Source organism: Pseudalkalibacillus sp. NRS-1564 (assembly GCF_050467905.1).
Lineage (GTDB): Bacteria > Bacillota > Bacilli > Bacillales > Guptibacillaceae > Guptibacillus > Guptibacillus hwajinpoensis_B.
Genome location: NZ_JBITPM010000031.1, coordinates 31325 through 47369 on the forward strand (window position 1 = coordinate 31325; position 16045 = coordinate 47369).

Genomic DNA, 16045 nt, shown 5'->3' on the forward strand with positions numbered 1-16045 from the left:
TAATCGAAAATAAACTAGCACTGAAGTATTTAATGCACTATAATAACAAACAAGAAGGATATACTTCACGAAATCAAAGGAGTAGTTATGAAGAATTTATCGATTAATCAAATGGTTAAAAAACACTATTCATCACTTTCTCCAGGTCAGAAGAAAGTTGCAGAATGGATCACTCAAAATGATGAGGAAGGAGCATTGCTTACTGCTTTTCAAATGGGGAGGAAAGTAGGTGTAAGTGAAACAACTGTCATTCGATTCGCCTATGCACTAGGATTTAAAGGATATTCTGAAATGCAAGAAGCCGTGCGGCGTCAGTGGTTAGAGAAAAAGCAAGATCATGAAGAGTTTCCTTCACACGTACAAGAACCAACAGAGCAGACTCTTTTCAAACAGGTGATAGAAAAAGAAACATCTGTCCTAAAGCAATTATTAGCACAATTGGATGTAGAAGAGGTCTGGAAGGTAGTCGATCATTTCATTGAGGCAAAAAGTGTATACATTGCAGGATTTGGGAGTTCCTACGGAGCGGCGTACTGGTTGTATTATAACTTAAAGCAATTCAGAGCAGGTGTATTTCTATCTGAATCAATGGCTTTTTCTCCTGAAGATCTTTGTGACCTTACGCAAGATTCAGTCGTTGTTATTCTTTCATTCCCGCGTTATCACAAAGAAGCGATCGAACTTGCTACATTTACTCAAAGGCTAGGAATTCCTGTCATATCCATTACTAATCGGCACTTATCTCCAATTGGTCCGCTTTCTACAATAACGTTAACAACCGAAGAGAAGATGGACTCAGGACACCATTCCATTGCCTCTGTCATTAGCCTTCTAGAAGTGATCATTCAAGGGGTACAATTCAAAGATCGAGAACGAATAAGTCTTCGCCAACAAACGTTGGAACAACTTTATAGTGAGCGTAATTGGTTTGTGGAATAAACTTTGAGAATAAAGGTGGAATGGGAATGAATGAATTATCAAAACGTAACGAAACAGTTAAGGTTTCACATTTTTCTACAAAAGATATCTTAACCTTTTTAATTCCGTCGTTAATAGGGATCCTCTTATTTATTGTGCCGATAACACAGGATGGAGGTATCACGATCCCTGTGGCGTTTCTAGCGGGACAAATTAACGCTTCAATCGGCGAACTCATACCTGCTATAACGGTTTTTATTATGGTGGTAGCGACAGTAGGATCATTTGTAGCAGTAACGATTAAACCTCAATTTTTAGCAAGAAAACCAGCTTTACATACGTTATTACACGTTCGTCCATTCTGGTTAATTGCGCGTTTACTCGGAACAATATTTGCTGTCATGACGCTATACCAACTAGGACCAGAAATGATTTACTCTGAAAATACTGGTGGGCTTTTAATTTATGACTTAATCCCAATCTTATTTTCAACATTTTTACTAGCTGGGCTATTGTTGCCGCTTCTTCTCAACTTTGGACTTCTTGAGTTTTTTGGGGCATTGCTTATTAAAATCATGAGACCGCTCTTCAAATTGCCTGGTCGATCATCTCTTGATTGTCTTGCATCATGGGTAGGAGACGGAACAATCGGTGTTCTTCTCACAACAAAGCAATACGAAGATGGGTATTACACAAAAAGAGAAGCCGCTGTAATTGCGACCACTTTTTCAGTTGTTTCCATTACATTTACAATCGTCATTATTTCCTATTTGAATTTGGAGCAGTATTTTCTACATTATTATGCAACCATCATTTTTGCTGGACTTGTAGCGGCACTCATCATGCCACGCATTCCACCATTGTCTCGAAAGTCAAATAAAGGATATGAACATACAGAATTAAAGAAAGAAACGGGGATTCCAGAACAATTTTCACCTGCTAAATGGGGCTTTCATCAAGCGGTTTCAAAAGCCCAAAAGAATAAAGGACCGATAAGCGTAATAAAAGAAGGCGTACAGAACGTATTAGACATGTGGTTAGGCGTTTTACCAATCGTAATGGCTATAGGTACCATTGCTTTGATTACAGCAGAATTCACTCCATTCTTTACTATTCTAGGAAAGCCGTTTGAACCGATTCTAACATGGATGCAAGTGCCAGAAGCTGGTGAAGCCGCTCAAACAATAGTTGTCGGATTTGCGGATATGTTTCTACCAGCTGTGATTGGTAGTGGCATTGAAAGTGAATTAACCCGCTTCGTCATTGCCTGTGTATCTGTCACACAATTAATATACATGTCTGAAATGGGTGGATTACTCCTCGGGTCTAAACTTCCTATCAGCATTGTCGATTTAATCATCATTTTCTTAATTCGCACATGTATTACACTGCCGATCGTTGTTGCTATCGCTCACCTTATCTTTTAAAAGAAAGGAAGGTCGAATGTGAATTTCGTAGAAGAAAACCATGATAAGATCTTAAAAACATATCATGAGCTACATCAACTTGCTGAGCCAAGCTGGCAAGAAGAGAAAACAGCTCATTACTTAAAGGAAAAGTTAGCGGAAGTCGGTTATCACATCCAAACCTTTCAGGGGCACTTTGGATTTGTTGCAGAGTTTAAAGGAAAAAAGGCTAATGTGATCGCTCTTCGTGCAGATATGGATGCGCTTGTTCAAGAGGTAGAGGGGGTTGTTAAGCCCAATCACTCCTGCGGTCATGATGCGCATAGCACAATGGTGCTATTTGCCGCATTATCACTCATAAAAGAGCCGATGCAGCATACCATTCGCTTTATCTTTCAACCTGCGGAAGAAATGGCTGAAGGAGCACTAAAAATGATAGAAGAGAATGTGCTAAAAGACGTTATTTTTCTAGCCGGGATTCATTTGCGCCCATCTATGGAGATTTCTTACGGCAAAGCCGCACCGATTATTTCGCACGGTTCAACCACCAGTATAAAAGGTTGGATTAAAGGCGTACCTTCACACGCCGCAAGACCTGAGACAGGTAATAACCCAATTGAAGCAGCAGCGGTTTTAATTCAGGAAATCCAGCGTATTCGGTTAAATGTTCCTGATCCTTTTTCAGTGAAGATTACTGAGCTTCATGGCGGGGAAGCATCTAATTCGATTCCCGCTAAAGCCCGCTTCACACTGGACTTAAGGTCAAGGTCCAACGAAACAATGAAGAAACTGATCGATCAAACGAAATACATCATTTCTAAAGTAGGAGAGCTAACAGAAACAGAAATAGCGTCTGAAATAGCCGAATATTCTCCAGCCGCTGTTAAGAACGATTTGGCCATTACCCTCGCTAGAAAGGCAATTGCTTCTTCTTTAGGTGCTAACAATGTAGTGGATGAGTGTGTGTCACCAGGAGCGGAGGATTTTCATTTCTATTCATTAAAGTATCCTCATCTTACTGCAACCATGATTGGGCTAGGATGTGATTTAACGCCTGGATTACATCATCCTGATATGCAATTCAACAAGGAAGCATTGATCGATGGCACGAAAATCCTCATTCAATTGTTGTTAGAAGCCGATCAATATGAATGGTAAGAAAGAAGGGATACGAGTTGAAAGCAAACGTACTTAAATCATTAACGATCCGCACCCTTCATTCGGTTGAAGAGCTTGAGGAAGTGAGACGCTTAGAAACAATCGTATGGAGCTTTGATGATTCCGTACCAGTGAATCAAAGTATGGCCGTTGTCAAAAACGGTGGATTTATATTAGGAGCCTTTTATCAAGACAGACTTATCGCTTTTCAATATAGCTTTCCAGGATTTAATGGTGAGAAAGTGTATCTTGTTTCTCAAAGTTTAGGCATTCATCCAGATTATCGAAGACTAGGAATTGGTGAAAGACTGAAAATCGAACAAAGAAAAACAGCGTCAAACATGGGATACGATTTCATTACGTGGACGTATGATCCGCTAGAGACGGTTAACGGCACGCTAAACTTACACAAGTTAGGGGCAGTCGTGAGCACGTACCTTCCAAATGTCTACGGTCTCATGGATGATAATCTCAATGCAGGGATACCGACTGATCGCTTTTTAGTTGAGTGGGATACGAATGAGATGAAGCGAAGTACTGAAACGAATCCAACGATACCTTATGCTCTTATACCAGGTGGAAATAACCTTTTTAGCAAGCCTGAAAAACTAGACCTTTCCCTTAATGCTAGTAAGATATTTGTACCGGTTCCAGGAAACTTTCAAGAAATCAAAAAGTTCGATCTCTCACTAGCTATTGACTGGAGAGAACAAACAGGACTTGTTTTTTCTAACTACCTAGAGCGAGGGTGGAAAGTGACTGATTTACTAAAAAGGGAAGAGTATCCACATCATTATGTATACCTCTTAGAGAAAGGTGATCAAAACAATGAAAATTAGTAGCATTATCTTAAGACAAATCAAGATGGACCTACTTCATCCTTTTACAACAAGCGTTGGAACCGAGCGAGACAAAGATATTATACTAGTTGAAGCGAGATCTCATTCTGGCCAATCAGGATGGGGCGAATCGGTCGCCATTATGGAACCAATTTATAACGAAGAAACCGTTCGTACCAATTGGCACATGATGAATGACCATTTAATTCCGCTGCTTCATCAACAAGACATCACTCACCCTGATGAGGTATCAGAACGTTTCAAGAAAATTCGCGGCAATTATAACGCCAAAGCGGCGATTGAATGTGCGATATGGGATCTTTATGCTAAAGAAAACAACCTCCCGTTAGCTCAAGCACTTGGTGGGGTGAAGAACAAAATAGAAGTTGGCGTCAGCGTAGGAATTCAATCTTCACATGAAAACATCTTAAAGCAAATAGATGAATATCTCCAGAGCGGGTACAAACGCATTAAGATTAAAATCATGCCTGGTTGGGATATTGAGATTCTAGCTATGATACGCAAAAAATTCCCAACGATCGAGTTAATGGCCGATGCGAACTGCGCCTATACACTGGATGACATTGAACACCTTAAGAAGCTAGATCAGTTCCATTTAATGATGATTGAACAGCCTCTTGCTCACGACGACATCATTGATCATGCCAAACTTCAAGCTCAATTGGATACACCTATTTGTTTGGATGAAAGCATTCATACTTATGAAGATGCGAGAAAAGCCATTGAACTTGGAAGTTGTCGAATCATCAACCTTAAAATCGGTCGCGTTGGAGGCTTAACTGAATCTAAGAAAATCCATAACCTATGTACAAAGCATCATATTCCTATGTGGTGTGGCGGGATGTTGGAAGCAGGGATTGGCCGAGCCCATAACCTCGCCATCACTTCACTCAGTCAATTTACATTGCCAGGAGATACAGCTCCATCAGCTCATTACTGGAAGAGGGATATTATAAAACCAGAAGTAGCAATGAACAATGGTTATATCGACATCCCTGAAGGTCCGGGTATAGGATTTGAGCCTGATCTAGAATATATTAACGAAATGACGGCACATAAACATGTAGCAGTGTTGAAATAGAAATTAATAAATTCGGAAGTCACTTATTTTAATAGAGATAAGTGACTTTTTTTGTTTTCTAAGTACCTTTTTTGGAAAAAGAACTGTAATTTATAGCAAATATGAAGGTTATAAGATCAAAAAGTGCCAATTTTGCGACTACCGAACATTTGTTCTCTGTCAAATTTGTTTAGTAGTTTGTGTAGGTGAGCTATTTTACTAAAATCAACTAAAAGTGAGTGGAATTTAGTAAAATATGATGTTCTAGATACAAAAGTGCCAATTTTACGAGGTGGCGAACATTTGTTCTATCATGTGTTTTTAATATAAAATAGATGAAAAGGAGGTTATAAAATGTCTAAAATGAAACTCAGTATGAATGAAGTGATCTCTCTCTACGAGAGCGGTTCTAGTACTAGCGAAATAAGCTTATTAGCAGGAGTTTCTGACAGACACATTCGGCAGCTACTGACCAATAATGGCGTCGAAAAGCGAGCAAGAGGGAGCTGGAAAAGGAAATACTCGTTTAATGAAGATTATTTTAAGCATTGGACGAACGACATGGCTTATTTACTTGGATTTTTTATTACTGATGGCTATATTGCCTCTCAATCACAATCTATTGCTTTTACGCAGAAAGATCCAACTATTTTAGAGGAGATCAAGAACGTTTTCGATTCAAATCAACCTTTATATATAAATAAACATACCGGGGTATATAGTTTGCTTTTTCACAGCAAAATTATGAAAACCGATTTATAAGAGGATATTTTGACGGCGATGGTCACGTAAACTACCGAGGCTATACGGTTAGCTTTGTAGGCGGGTCACGTAAATATATGGAGACTTTGTTAACAACGCTAACGCAGCATGGATTTGATCCATATATGAGTGAAAATGGAAAACACTACCGAGTTTTTATTACTAGCAGGAAATCAATTAAACAATTCGCCGATTGGATTTATCATGACAAGTCACTTTATTTAAAACGTAAATATGATGCTTTTGCTCAGGAAACATTTACAGCTGATGAACTGCATGATCGAAAACGAAACCGAGATCGCAAATAAGCGTTCAATGAATTAATATGAATCCAAATGAAGCAAGTAGAGGAGTATACAAAAGTTCATTTGTACTCCTTTGCTAAATTTTTATTTTAGTTTACATAATATATATTATAGGAAGTCGATATAAAATAGTGAATTCCGTCTCATTCGTTAAGTAAACTTAAGATAGTGAGACGGAATTGAAATTTTATCCGATTTTTAAAATACGCGCTAGATCATCATTTAAATCATAGCTATTAATTAAATAAGAATGAAATTCCTTATTCTCATTATCGTTTCTAGAAATAATAACAGTATCTTCATCTAAGTTGATTCTAAGTTCTTTTCCAGTTTTTAAATAAATAATGAAATCAGCATCTTTAACTTGAACACGATGATTCGGTAACTGTGTTAAATCATTGTTATCTAGTTTATTAACCCAGCTAACTAATGTTGATTCATCCTCATTTGACGTGATAACTTCACTTTCTTGCTGATCGCTTCTATGTACCTGTATTTCATAGATGTTCTGTTCATCGATCTTTTGATGCAAGCTGCTTTCAAGACTTGTGGCACTTGCAGTATGCGCATATTTATCATTCTTGTAGTCTATATAAACTTCAGCTGTTTTTAGATATCCAAATGCGAGAACAGAGAAAAGTAGGATGGTTAGAAGTCCTTTTGTTGCTTTTTTCATACAAATCACCCGCTTTCCTTTTCCAGCTAATGCTGTGGTTAAATGCCTAAACACTTCACCTCTTTCATCATAACAAATTTTTATTATATTTCATTCAATTATGGGAGTTTTTTTATAATTTTCTTAGCGTTTTAATAGTACTTTTGTTTTATTTTCGTAATCATCTTATCCTATTAAAGGGGTGAAACATTGGATAGCGAATTAGTGCATAGTACATCTATTCTTGTTAAATCGGTATAGCACTTCTATTCATCTACTTATGAAGGAGATTATTCCATGCCATTTTTTATTGCAGTCCTCCCTCCTCACCAAATTATCGAGAGAATTCATTCCTTTCGAAAGAAATGGGATTATCATGAACCTTCGCCACCCCATATCACCGTAAAAGCTCAAAGTGGTTTAACAGCAACCGATGATTGGGTTGAAAAAATTGAGCGTATTTGTCGGAACTTTTCCGCTTTTGAATTGAAGCTAGGTGCCCCAGCTACATTCGGCTCTAATGTCTTGTTTAGTAGCGTCTTATCTAAAGAGATTATCTCACTCCACTTACTTCTAGTTGATGCTATTAAACCTTCACTTCAAGAACAAAAAATGTATTATGAAGTAACTGATTTTATTCCTCATTTAACGATTACTCAGCAACACGAACCGATAGATCCCATTCAATTCAATAAGATAAAACGAGATGCAGAACAAACACTAGACGAATTCGAGCCCTTTTTGGTTCAATCCATTCATATTTTTTCAATGAATGCCTCCAAAACTTATACACCTGTTCTTGAACTTCCTTTACGTCCAGTAAACAAACTGTATTAAGGTTAGCCGATCCCTCTAAATCAAAAAACGCCCGTGATGTTCCAGGGCGTTTTTTGAATCATTATTTTGATTTCAAGGCTTTCTCCAAACGTTCTAAGCCTTCTTGCAATACTGAACGTGGACAGGCAATATTAATGCGCTCAAAGCCTTTTCCACCTTCCCCAAATATATAACCTTCATCAAGAGCCAACTTAGCTTCTTCCTGAACGAATTGTTCAAGTTCTTCATGTGTCATCGACAGGTTACTGAAATCCAACCATACAAGGTAAGTACCCTCTGGTTCAATCACTTCTATTTCTGGTAGACGCTCATTAATAAATTGAGTAAGATACGACAGGTTACCTTGTAAGTACTCCATCAACTCTTCAAGCCATTTCTCGCCATGAGTGTATGCCGCTTCTACAGCAATAATACCAAATGGACTTGGTGCAAACAGACCCAATTTCCCCATATAGGCGTTAAATTGCTCCCGCTTCTTCTCATCTGGAATAATGATCGTCGATAGCTGCATGCCTGCAAGATTAAATGTTTTGCTTGGTGCGATACACGTAATCGTATTTGCTTCGATTTCCTCTGAAAGAGTTGATAGAAGCGTGTGCTCATACCCTTTGAAAATAAGATCAAAATGAATATCGTCTGAAACGACTAGCACATCGTTCGCTAAACAAAGCTCAGCAAGCTTTCTAAGCTCATCTTTCTTCCACACTCTTCCTACAGGATTATGTGGATTACATAGTAGTAACATGGTCACTTCAGGATCTTTAAGCTTTGTTTCGAGGTCATCAAAGTCCATCGCATACTTGCCATTTTCTTGGATGAGAGGATTATCAACGACTTCCCGCTCGCTTTTCTCAACCATATCACGAAACGGATAGTAGACAGGCGATTGAATAACCACTTTCTCTCCCTTGTTCGTATACGTATTAACAGCAGCGGATAGCGCTGGAACAACTCCTGGCGTGAAAACGATCCAATCCTGTTCAATCGACCAATTATGACGTCGACCAAGCCAGCTTTGCACCGCTCCCTTTGTGCCTTCTGTCGGCATAGAGTAACCAAATATCCCATGCTGAATTCGCTTTGTAAGAGCATCAATTACTGCCTGTGGAGCGCGAAAATCCATATCGGCTACCCACATTGGCAGCAAGTTTTCCTTTTCAAATATGGTATCGGTGTGATCCCACTTTACTGAATGTGTATCAAATCGGTTAATTCGTTCATCAAATACGCTCATAGTGTGCCTCCATTTGTTCAATAGTCCATCTTTAACTTTATCAAAACTTATCCGATCTGTCAGAGACGGCGCTTCTCTCTATCTTCTCGTACATTTAATTTAATAAGACAGTATCCTAGGTTGATGGTAGAATGAATATACTTATAGCTTATATCCATTTCAATAAGGTATACCTGAGATACTATGTTTAAAGCGAGGGTTAATTCATTATGAATACATTACACCATGCCTTTTGGAGCTATTTTTTCTTTCGGAAAAAAAGTAGGCGTACCGTTAAGTATCTTGTTATAGGTGGCATTGCACCTGATATCATTTATTATGTGATGTTTTTATACTTATTAGCTGAACGAAGTATCCAAAAAATCATCAATCCAGAAATAGAACTTTCCCTCCATTATTTTATCCACGGCTTATTTGAACATCCTGTCGTTGATGTATTGCGGAAACTTGGTCATTCTATCGTGATCTGGTTCATTGCCTTTATTCTTCTCATGATCATTCATCGAGGTTTTAAGCTAACCGCTCTGTCTGGGTTTATATGGGGATGGTTTTTACATGTTTTCGTGGACTTTTTAACACATGTGAGTGATGCTGTGCCGATCTTCTATCCTATTAACAATACTGTAATCCCTGGAGTTGTTTCTTATTGGAATCGTGATTACTATGGTACTGAGTTTGGTATTACCCACGGTATTATTCTCGTATCAACGATCATCTATCTTATCCTGGAACGGCGTCGTACAAAGAAAATGTTAAATGAAGCTCGAAGTAAAGAATTTCAATCATAATAAAAAAGGAGCATGCGTCGGTTAACGCCCTGCTCCTTTTATTATTTCGAATTCTCGTCAAGCGCCGGATCCTTTTTGGTTACTCGATTCCGAATGAGGATTGGAATAACCGAAAGTAAAATAAAAACGCCTACCGCAATGGCAATAATCTTCGGATCACCTGAGACTAGGCTACTACCTAAAAAGTTGTATGCAAATGTCCCTGGAATGATACCAATAAGCGTACCAAAAAAGAATGATGCAAAACGAATTTTAGATAGTCCTGCTGAATAACTAATTAAGTCAAAGTTAAAAAGAGGAACGAACCGAAAGAATAACACATAAAAGAATCCGTTCTTCTCAAGCTGTTCTTGTAATTTACGTCCTTTTCCTTGCCAATCCTTATTTGCGATCGATTTACCTAGCTTTCTTGCTACAATAAATGATAACACCGCTCCTCCTGTTGCCCCAATCACTGTATAAAAGGTTCCAAACAAAGAGCCAAATGCTAGCCCCCCTGCAATGGATAAGACAGAGGCTGGGAAAAAAATAAGAGGACGAATGGTGTAAATCACCATATAAACAATCGGCGCAAGTATGCCAAACGATAATATCCAATCTCTGATCTCTTCTACTTTAAAATCAAGGTACGAACGGCTGAACCAAATTAATAAACCAACAACAATGACTATTGCAAACCACTTAAACCATACCTTTGGATGCTTCATCTCCCCATCCTCTCTCAACACTTCTCATGTCTATATTAACTGAATGACATGAAATTTGCTGTAACATGGCTTACATCATTTGTTTGTATACTAGAAAAAGCGTTAGGATGATCAAACTACTTGATACGACACCTTCGCCCTTCGATGCCGTTTTCAAATAAAGCGGGAATCGTACGCGAAGAGGAATGGGATAAAACAATTGAATACCTCTTACTGTCATGGCATCCAGCGCAATATGACTAACGATGCCAACGAGAAGTCCAATTTGAATCAAGTGGTCGAATTGAAAGCTGAATGTTGACATCAACCAGTAGATTAGAATGATAAAAAGAATACTGTGAGTGATAGTACGATGTCCAAAAAATCTGCTTATCCCTTTGGATAATGTCCTTGCTCTGCGTCCCGTCCATGATCCCGGATGACATATGTCCGGAAGAAGTGAACCAAAAAGGCACGCTCCGTAAAAGACGATCATTTCTGGTGCATCTAATTTATTTGTTATGTAGTAGCTTTGAGCGGCTACGCCAAGGCATATACCACCAATGGCGTGTGTTTTCCCCTCCATTTTATTCCTCCTTCTTGTGTGTTTTCTTGTTCGTATTGTTGGAAAGTGCCATTTTAGAGGGGGTGCAATCATATGTTCGCATATCATTAAGTATAACACAAATCGATTACCACAAATACTAAAAAAAGACCCGCTCTGAAACGGATCTTTTGGTTGGTTATTCGAGTTTGTCGATTTTTTTGATTTCGATGGCATCGCCAGTTTCACTTACATCTAGAACGAAAGAACCATTACTATAGCGATCATTAGGTCTGTACGTAGATGGATCGACTTCTACCGGCTCACCTTTTTTCGTTCGTACGATGATCAAGTCTTGTTTTGTTGTCGCGGCAACACCCACGACACGATGAGGATTTGATTTTAATTCTCTTAGCATCACGACACCACGCTTGGCCCTTGTGGTAATCTCAAATTCACTTAACTGCATTTTCTTGACTGCCCCTCTATGAGTGACAAGGAAAATGTCATGCTTAGCTGTTGGTTCATAAATAATTCCACTCACAACGTAATCATCTTCTTTTAAATTAATGCCCTTCACTCCGCTTGCCCGTTGCCCGACAAGACTGATCTCTTCTTCTTTAAACCGAAGGCCGTATCCGAAGTGCGTTGCTAGAAAGACTTCTTTACTTCCGTTTGTCCGGTATATATCAATCAATTCATCTTCTTTTTTTAACTTTAGAGCCATGAGAGGCTTTGAATAACGCTGAGCTTTGTATTGAGAAAGCTCTGTTTTCTTAATCATTCCTTGCTTTGTCACGAAGACGAGGAATTGATCATCTTTAAACTCTTTAACTTCCATAGCTTCAATAATTCGTTCGTCAGATTCAATGGACACAATGTTTGCAACGTGCTGCCCTAAATCTTTCCACCTGATTTCTGGTAGCTCATGGACAGGCAAGTAAAGATAGCTTCCTTTATTCGTAAATAGCAATATCGTATGAGTCGTATTGCTATCGAATTGCCGTAGCAGCGTATCCGTTTCTTTCATTCCGAAGTCTTTTCCATTCGATGCCGCGTAAGAACGAGGGCTTGTCCTCTTAACATAGCCATCTTCTGTCACGGTTACAATCACGTCTTCAGATGGAACCATTACTTCAAGATTAACTTTGATATCTTCAATTTCATCTTCGATCACAGTCATACGACCATCTGCATATTTCTTACGGATTTCTAATAATTCTTTTTTGATAAGATTGACAAGTCTTTTCTCACTTCCAAGAATCGTTTCAAGCTTGTTAATAAGCTGGCTAAGCTCCTCAGATTCCTTTTGAAGCGTTGTGATATCCGTATTTGTTAAGCGATATAGCTGTAAGTTTACAATCGCTTCGGACTGAGCGTCTGTAAATTCGTATTGAACCATTAAATTGTTTTTAGCATCACGCTTATCCTTTGATGAACGAATCGTCGCAATCACTTCATCCAAAATAGAAATGGCACGAATGAGGCCTTCTACAACGTGCTGACGGTCTTTCGCACGTTTTAAGTCATATTCTGAGCGACGAATAACAACTTCCTTCTGATGTTCAATATAGGCCTTTAGAATTTGTTTTAAGCCCATTTGCTTCGGTGTTTTGTTGTAAATGGCTACCATATTGTAGTTATACGTAATTTGAAGGTCAGTCGCTTTGTATAAATATTTCAAAATACCGTTAGCATCTGCTTCTTTTTTTAACTCAATGACGAATCGAAGACCAGTACGATCTGTTTCATCACGGACCTCTGAGATCCCTTCAATTTTTCGATCTACTCTTAGTTCATCAATTTTCTTCACAAGGTTCGCTTTATTGATTTCATATGGAATTTCCGTCACAACAATTTGTTGACGTCCTCCACGAACTTCTTCAATCTCTGCCTTGCCACGTAAAATGAATTTTCCTTTGCCTGTTTCAAATGCTTTCCGAATCCCTTCTGTTCCCTGAGCAATGCCACCAGTTGGGAAGTCAGGTCCTTTAATAACACCCATTAGCTCTTGTAGTGTTACGTCAGGATTCTCCATTTGCATAACGGCAGCATCGATAACTTCTCCAAGGTTATGTGGAGGAATGTCTGTTGCATACCCGGCTGAAATACCCGTTGAGCCGTTAACGAGCAAGTTAGGAAAACGTGCTGGTAAAACAATAGGCTCATTTTGTGTATCGTCAAAGTTTGGAGCAAACTCAACTGTATCTTTATCAATATCTCGTAGAAGTTCTGATGAAATGGCCGCAAGACGAGCTTCTGTATAACGCATCGCAGCAGGTGGATCTCCATCGACACTACCATTATTACCATGCATCTCAACCAGGATGTTCCTTACTTTCCAATCCTGCGTCATTCTGACCATTGCATCATACACTGATGTATCGCCGTGTGGATGGTAGTTACCAATAACATTACCGACCGTTTTAGCTGATTTTCTAAATGCTTTCTCTGCTGTGTTACCTTCATGGTGCATCGCATAAAGAATACGACGTTGCACAGGCTTCAGACCGTCCCTTGCATCGGGCAGGGCACGGTCCTGAATAATGTATTTACTATAGCGACCGAAAGCGTCTCCAAGGACATCTTCCAGTGGGAGATCTAAGAATTTTTCTGCGTTAGCCAATGTTACGCCTCCTCTTCAATAATGGAAATGTTCTCATTTTCGATGATATTTGTTTCTTCATTTAATCCGAATGCCACATTGGATTCAATCCACTGTCTTCGCGGTTCGACTTTATCTCCCATAAGAACGGAGACGCGTCGTTCTGCACGAGCAATGTCTTCAATCTTTACGCGAATCAATGTGCGGCTCTCAGGATTCATCGTTGTTTCCCATAATTGATCGGCGTTCATTTCACCTAGACCCTTATAGCGTTGAATCGTATAGCCTTTACCAACCTTTTTCATAGCCTCTTTCATACCATCTTCATCCCAGGCGTATTCCACAACTTCCTTCTTGCCTTTACCCTTACTAATTTTATATAGCGGTGGAAGAGCAAGGAATACCTTTCCATGTTCAACTAACTGCTTCATATAGCGGTAGAAGAAAGTTAATAGAAGCACCTGAATATGAGCGCCGTCGGTGTCGGCATCCGTCATGATAATTACTTTATCGTAATTTGAATCTTCTATAGTAAAATCAGGTCCGACTCCCGCTCCAATAGCATGAATAATCGTATTGATTTCTTCGTTCTTAAAAATATCCTGCAACTTCGCTTTCTCCGTGTTGATAACTTTCCCTCGTAGCGGAAGGATTGCTTGAGTACGACGATCGCGTCCTTGTTTAGCTGAGCCTCCTGCTGAGTCTCCCTCAACTAAGTAAAGCTCATTCTTTTTTGGATTACGCGAAGTCGCTGGAGTCAGTTTTCCACTTAGAATGGTTTCCTTGCGTTTGCCTTTCTTACCAGACCTTGCATCTTCTCTTGCTCTTCTGGCAGCTTCCCGAGCTTGAGCGGCTTTAATGGATTTTTTTATTAGCATTTCACTAATGGACGGATTCTCTTCTAAGAAATAAGAAATCTGACCGGATACGATCGCATCAATCGCTGAGCGCGCTTCACTTGTCCCTAGCTTGCTTTTCGTTTGCCCCTCGAACTGCAGCAATTCTTCAGGAATACGAACAGAAACAATGGCCGTAAATCCTTCGCGAATATCGTTCCCCTCAAGATTCTTATCCTTTTCTTTCAGAAGGTTCACTTTCTTAGCATAATCATTGATCACGCGCGTAATGGCTGTTTTCATTCCAGATTCGTGTGTTCCACCGTCCTTCGTTCGGACGTTGTTTACGAATGAGAGAACATTCTCTGAAAATCCATCATTGTATTGGAAAGAGAAATCTAGTTCAATACCATTGCTCTCACCGGTAAAGGTGACAACTGGATGAAGCGTCTCTTTGTCTTCGTTTAGATAATTGATAAATGCCTCGATACCGGTTTCATAATAGAAGACTTCTTTACGGTCATGACGCTTATCATTCAGTTCAATCTTTAGTCCTTTAAGCAAAAATGCAGCTTCACGCAAACGTTCACTAAGGGTATCGTAGTTATAATTTAGCGTGCTAAACATCGATGTATCCGGCTTAAAATGTATCGTTGTTCCCGTTTTGCGCGTTTTCCCAATATTTTCGAGAGTTGTGGCGGGCTTACCCCCATTTTCGAAACGTTGTTTGAAGATGAATCCATCGCGATGAATGGTTACTTCAAGCCATTCAGAAAGAGCATTTACTACAGATGCACCTACACCGTGTAGTCCACCGCTCGTTTTATAACCACCCTGTCCAAATTTACCACCAGCGTGGAGAATCGTAAGGATAATTTCTGGTGTTGGTTTGCCAAGTTTGTGCATTCCAACTGGCATACCTCGACCGTTATCTTCTATACTGACACTATTATCTTCATATAAAGTAACGTTGATTTCATCCCCATGTCCTGCAAGAGCTTCATCAACTGAATTATCAACGATTTCATAAACTAGATGATGCAAACCTCTTGAGTCCGTGCTTCCTATATACATACCTGGACGCTTTCTAACCGCTTCAAGGCCTTCAAGAACCTGGATTGAATCGTCACTATACTCTTGCTTTTGTTTTGTTACCATGTTTTTCCCCTTTCAACTTGCTGTATAGACTAGCCTACCATATGAGAACGGGTGTTTCTATATTTTCTTATACCCTATCCTTTTTTTAAAGCATTGCCACATCGCAGTCATTTTAATAGCCAGGCAGTGTTTTACAGCTTCTTACTAAATGCGTCTCAATAGAAAAGAAATGATGCCTCTAAGCTTTTTATTAGCAAAAGACTTTCTTTGTTCCTGAAAGTTTTCCCACTATG

15 protein-coding genes are annotated in these 16045 nt (G+C 39.2%); 9 read left to right on the forward strand and 6 right to left on the reverse strand.

Annotation, left to right across the window (positions count from 1 at the left end; translation table 11 throughout):
- The first annotated feature begins 87 nt into the window (after positions 1–87).
- From ACIFPW_RS14795 to ACIFPW_RS14825, 7 genes are all read left to right on the forward strand, one after another.
- Positions 88–939: a MurR/RpiR family transcriptional regulator gene (locus ACIFPW_RS14795; protein ID WP_430245391.1), complete on the forward strand. Its 852-nt coding sequence runs from the start codon at positions 88–90 to the stop codon at positions 937–939.
- 26 nt (positions 940–965) lie between these two features.
- Entirely contained in the window at positions 966–2345 is a 1380-nt protein-coding gene (locus ACIFPW_RS14800; RefSeq protein ID WP_430245393.1) for a YjiH family protein, read from the forward strand.
- Between the two features lie 18 nt (positions 2346–2363).
- Positions 2364–3482, forward strand: a complete 1119-nt coding sequence (locus ACIFPW_RS14805) for an amidohydrolase (protein ID WP_430245394.1) — start codon at positions 2364–2366, stop codon at positions 3480–3482.
- Between the two features lie 17 nt (positions 3483–3499).
- Positions 3500–4321 carry a GNAT family N-acetyltransferase gene (locus tag ACIFPW_RS14810; protein ID WP_430245396.1) on the forward strand — a complete coding sequence of 274 codons (822 nt, stop codon included), beginning with the start codon at positions 3500–3502 and terminating at the stop codon, positions 4319–4321.
- On the forward strand, positions 4311–5423 hold the full coding sequence (menC, locus tag ACIFPW_RS14815) for an o-succinylbenzoate synthase (RefSeq protein WP_430245398.1): 1113 nt from the start codon (positions 4311–4313) through the stop codon (positions 5421–5423). Before ACIFPW_RS14810 ends, menC begins: the two co-directional genes overlap by 11 nt.
- A 333-nt stretch (positions 5424–5756) precedes the next feature.
- Positions 5757–6164, forward strand: coding sequence for an LAGLIDADG family homing endonuclease (locus ACIFPW_RS14820; protein WP_430245400.1), 408 nt, complete (start codon positions 5757–5759; stop codon positions 6162–6164).
- Positions 6161–6472, forward strand: coding sequence for an LAGLIDADG family homing endonuclease (locus tag ACIFPW_RS14825; RefSeq protein WP_430245433.1), 312 nt, complete (start codon positions 6161–6163; stop codon positions 6470–6472). The genes ACIFPW_RS14820 and ACIFPW_RS14825 overlap by 4 nt, the downstream gene beginning before the upstream one ends.
- 184 nt (positions 6473–6656) lie before the next feature.
- On the opposite strand, the gene ACIFPW_RS14830 is transcribed toward ACIFPW_RS14825, so the two are convergent.
- Positions 6657–7145 carry a hypothetical protein gene (locus ACIFPW_RS14830; protein ID WP_283154184.1) on the reverse strand — a complete coding sequence of 163 codons (489 nt, stop codon included), beginning with the start codon at positions 7143–7145 and terminating at the stop codon, positions 6657–6659.
- 276 nt (positions 7146–7421) lie between these two features.
- On the opposite strand from ACIFPW_RS14830, the gene ACIFPW_RS14835 reads away from it, so the two are divergent.
- Complete coding sequence (locus ACIFPW_RS14835; RefSeq protein ID WP_430245402.1) at positions 7422–7961, forward strand: 2'-5' RNA ligase family protein; 540 nt, start codon at positions 7422–7424, stop codon at positions 7959–7961.
- A 61-nt stretch (positions 7962–8022) separates the two neighbouring features.
- On the opposite strand, the gene ACIFPW_RS14840 is transcribed toward ACIFPW_RS14835, so the two are convergent.
- Positions 8023–9195, reverse strand: a complete 1173-nt coding sequence (locus ACIFPW_RS14840; RefSeq protein WP_430245404.1) for a MalY/PatB family protein — start codon at positions 9193–9195, stop codon at positions 8023–8025.
- A gap of 209 nt (positions 9196–9404) precedes the next feature.
- On the opposite strand from ACIFPW_RS14840, the gene ACIFPW_RS14845 reads away from it, so the two are divergent.
- Positions 9405–9983 (forward strand): hypothetical protein, encoded by a 579-nt coding sequence (locus ACIFPW_RS14845; RefSeq protein ID WP_430245406.1) that lies wholly within the window; start codon positions 9405–9407, stop codon positions 9981–9983.
- Positions 9984–10024: 41 nt separating this feature from the next.
- Here the strand turns inward: ACIFPW_RS14845 and ACIFPW_RS14850 are convergent, their stop codons facing one another.
- The 4 genes from ACIFPW_RS14850 to parE all read right to left on the reverse strand — a co-directional run bounded on the left by ACIFPW_RS14850 (position 10025) and on the right by parE (position 15812).
- The gene (locus ACIFPW_RS14850; RefSeq protein WP_430245408.1) at positions 10025–10690 is read right to left on the reverse strand and encodes a TVP38/TMEM64 family protein; all 666 of its coding nucleotides are present in this window, start codon (positions 10688–10690) and stop codon (positions 10025–10027) included.
- 70 nt (positions 10691–10760) lie between these two features.
- Positions 10761–11255: a metal-dependent hydrolase gene (locus ACIFPW_RS14855; protein ID WP_430245409.1), complete on the reverse strand. Its 495-nt coding sequence runs from the start codon at positions 11253–11255 to the stop codon at positions 10761–10763.
- A 157-nt stretch (positions 11256–11412) separates the two neighbouring features.
- Complete coding sequence (parC, locus tag ACIFPW_RS14860; protein ID WP_430245411.1) at positions 11413–13839, reverse strand: DNA topoisomerase IV subunit A; 2427 nt, start codon at positions 13837–13839, stop codon at positions 11413–11415.
- 2 nt (positions 13840–13841) lie between these two features.
- The gene (gene parE, locus ACIFPW_RS14865; protein WP_430245413.1) at positions 13842–15812 is read right to left on the reverse strand and encodes a DNA topoisomerase IV subunit B; all 1971 of its coding nucleotides are present in this window, start codon (positions 15810–15812) and stop codon (positions 13842–13844) included.
- Positions 15813–16045 lie beyond the last annotated feature (233 nt).

Coding starts and splice junctions, on each gene's coding strand:
- ACIFPW_RS14795 (WP_430245391.1), top strand. CDS start 88: ATGAAGAATTTATCGATTAATCAAATGGTTAAAAAACACTATTCATCA.
- ACIFPW_RS14800 (WP_430245393.1), top strand. CDS start 966: ATGAATGAATTATCAAAACGTAACGAAACAGTTAAGGTTTCACATTTT.
- menC (WP_430245398.1), top strand. CDS start 4,311: ATGAAAATTAGTAGCATTATCTTAAGACAAATCAAGATGGACCTACTT.
- ACIFPW_RS14820 (WP_430245400.1), top strand. CDS start 5,757: ATGTCTAAAATGAAACTCAGTATGAATGAAGTGATCTCTCTCTACGAG.
- ACIFPW_RS14830 (WP_283154184.1), bottom strand. CDS start 7,145: ATGAAAAAAGCAACAAAAGGACTTCTAACCATCCTACTTTTCTCTGTT.
- ACIFPW_RS14835 (WP_430245402.1), top strand. CDS start 7,422: ATGCCATTTTTTATTGCAGTCCTCCCTCCTCACCAAATTATCGAGAGA.
- ACIFPW_RS14840 (WP_430245404.1), bottom strand. CDS start 9,195: ATGAGCGTATTTGATGAACGAATTAACCGATTTGATACACATTCAGTA.
- ACIFPW_RS14845 (WP_430245406.1), top strand. CDS start 9,405: ATGAATACATTACACCATGCCTTTTGGAGCTATTTTTTCTTTCGGAAA.
- ACIFPW_RS14850 (WP_430245408.1), bottom strand. CDS start 10,690: ATGAAGCATCCAAAGGTATGGTTTAAGTGGTTTGCAATAGTCATTGTT.
- ACIFPW_RS14855 (WP_430245409.1), bottom strand. CDS start 11,255: ATGGAGGGGAAAACACACGCCATTGGTGGTATATGCCTTGGCGTAGCC.
- parE (WP_430245413.1), bottom strand. CDS start 15,812: ATGGTAACAAAACAAAAGCAAGAGTATAGTGACGATTCAATCCAGGTT.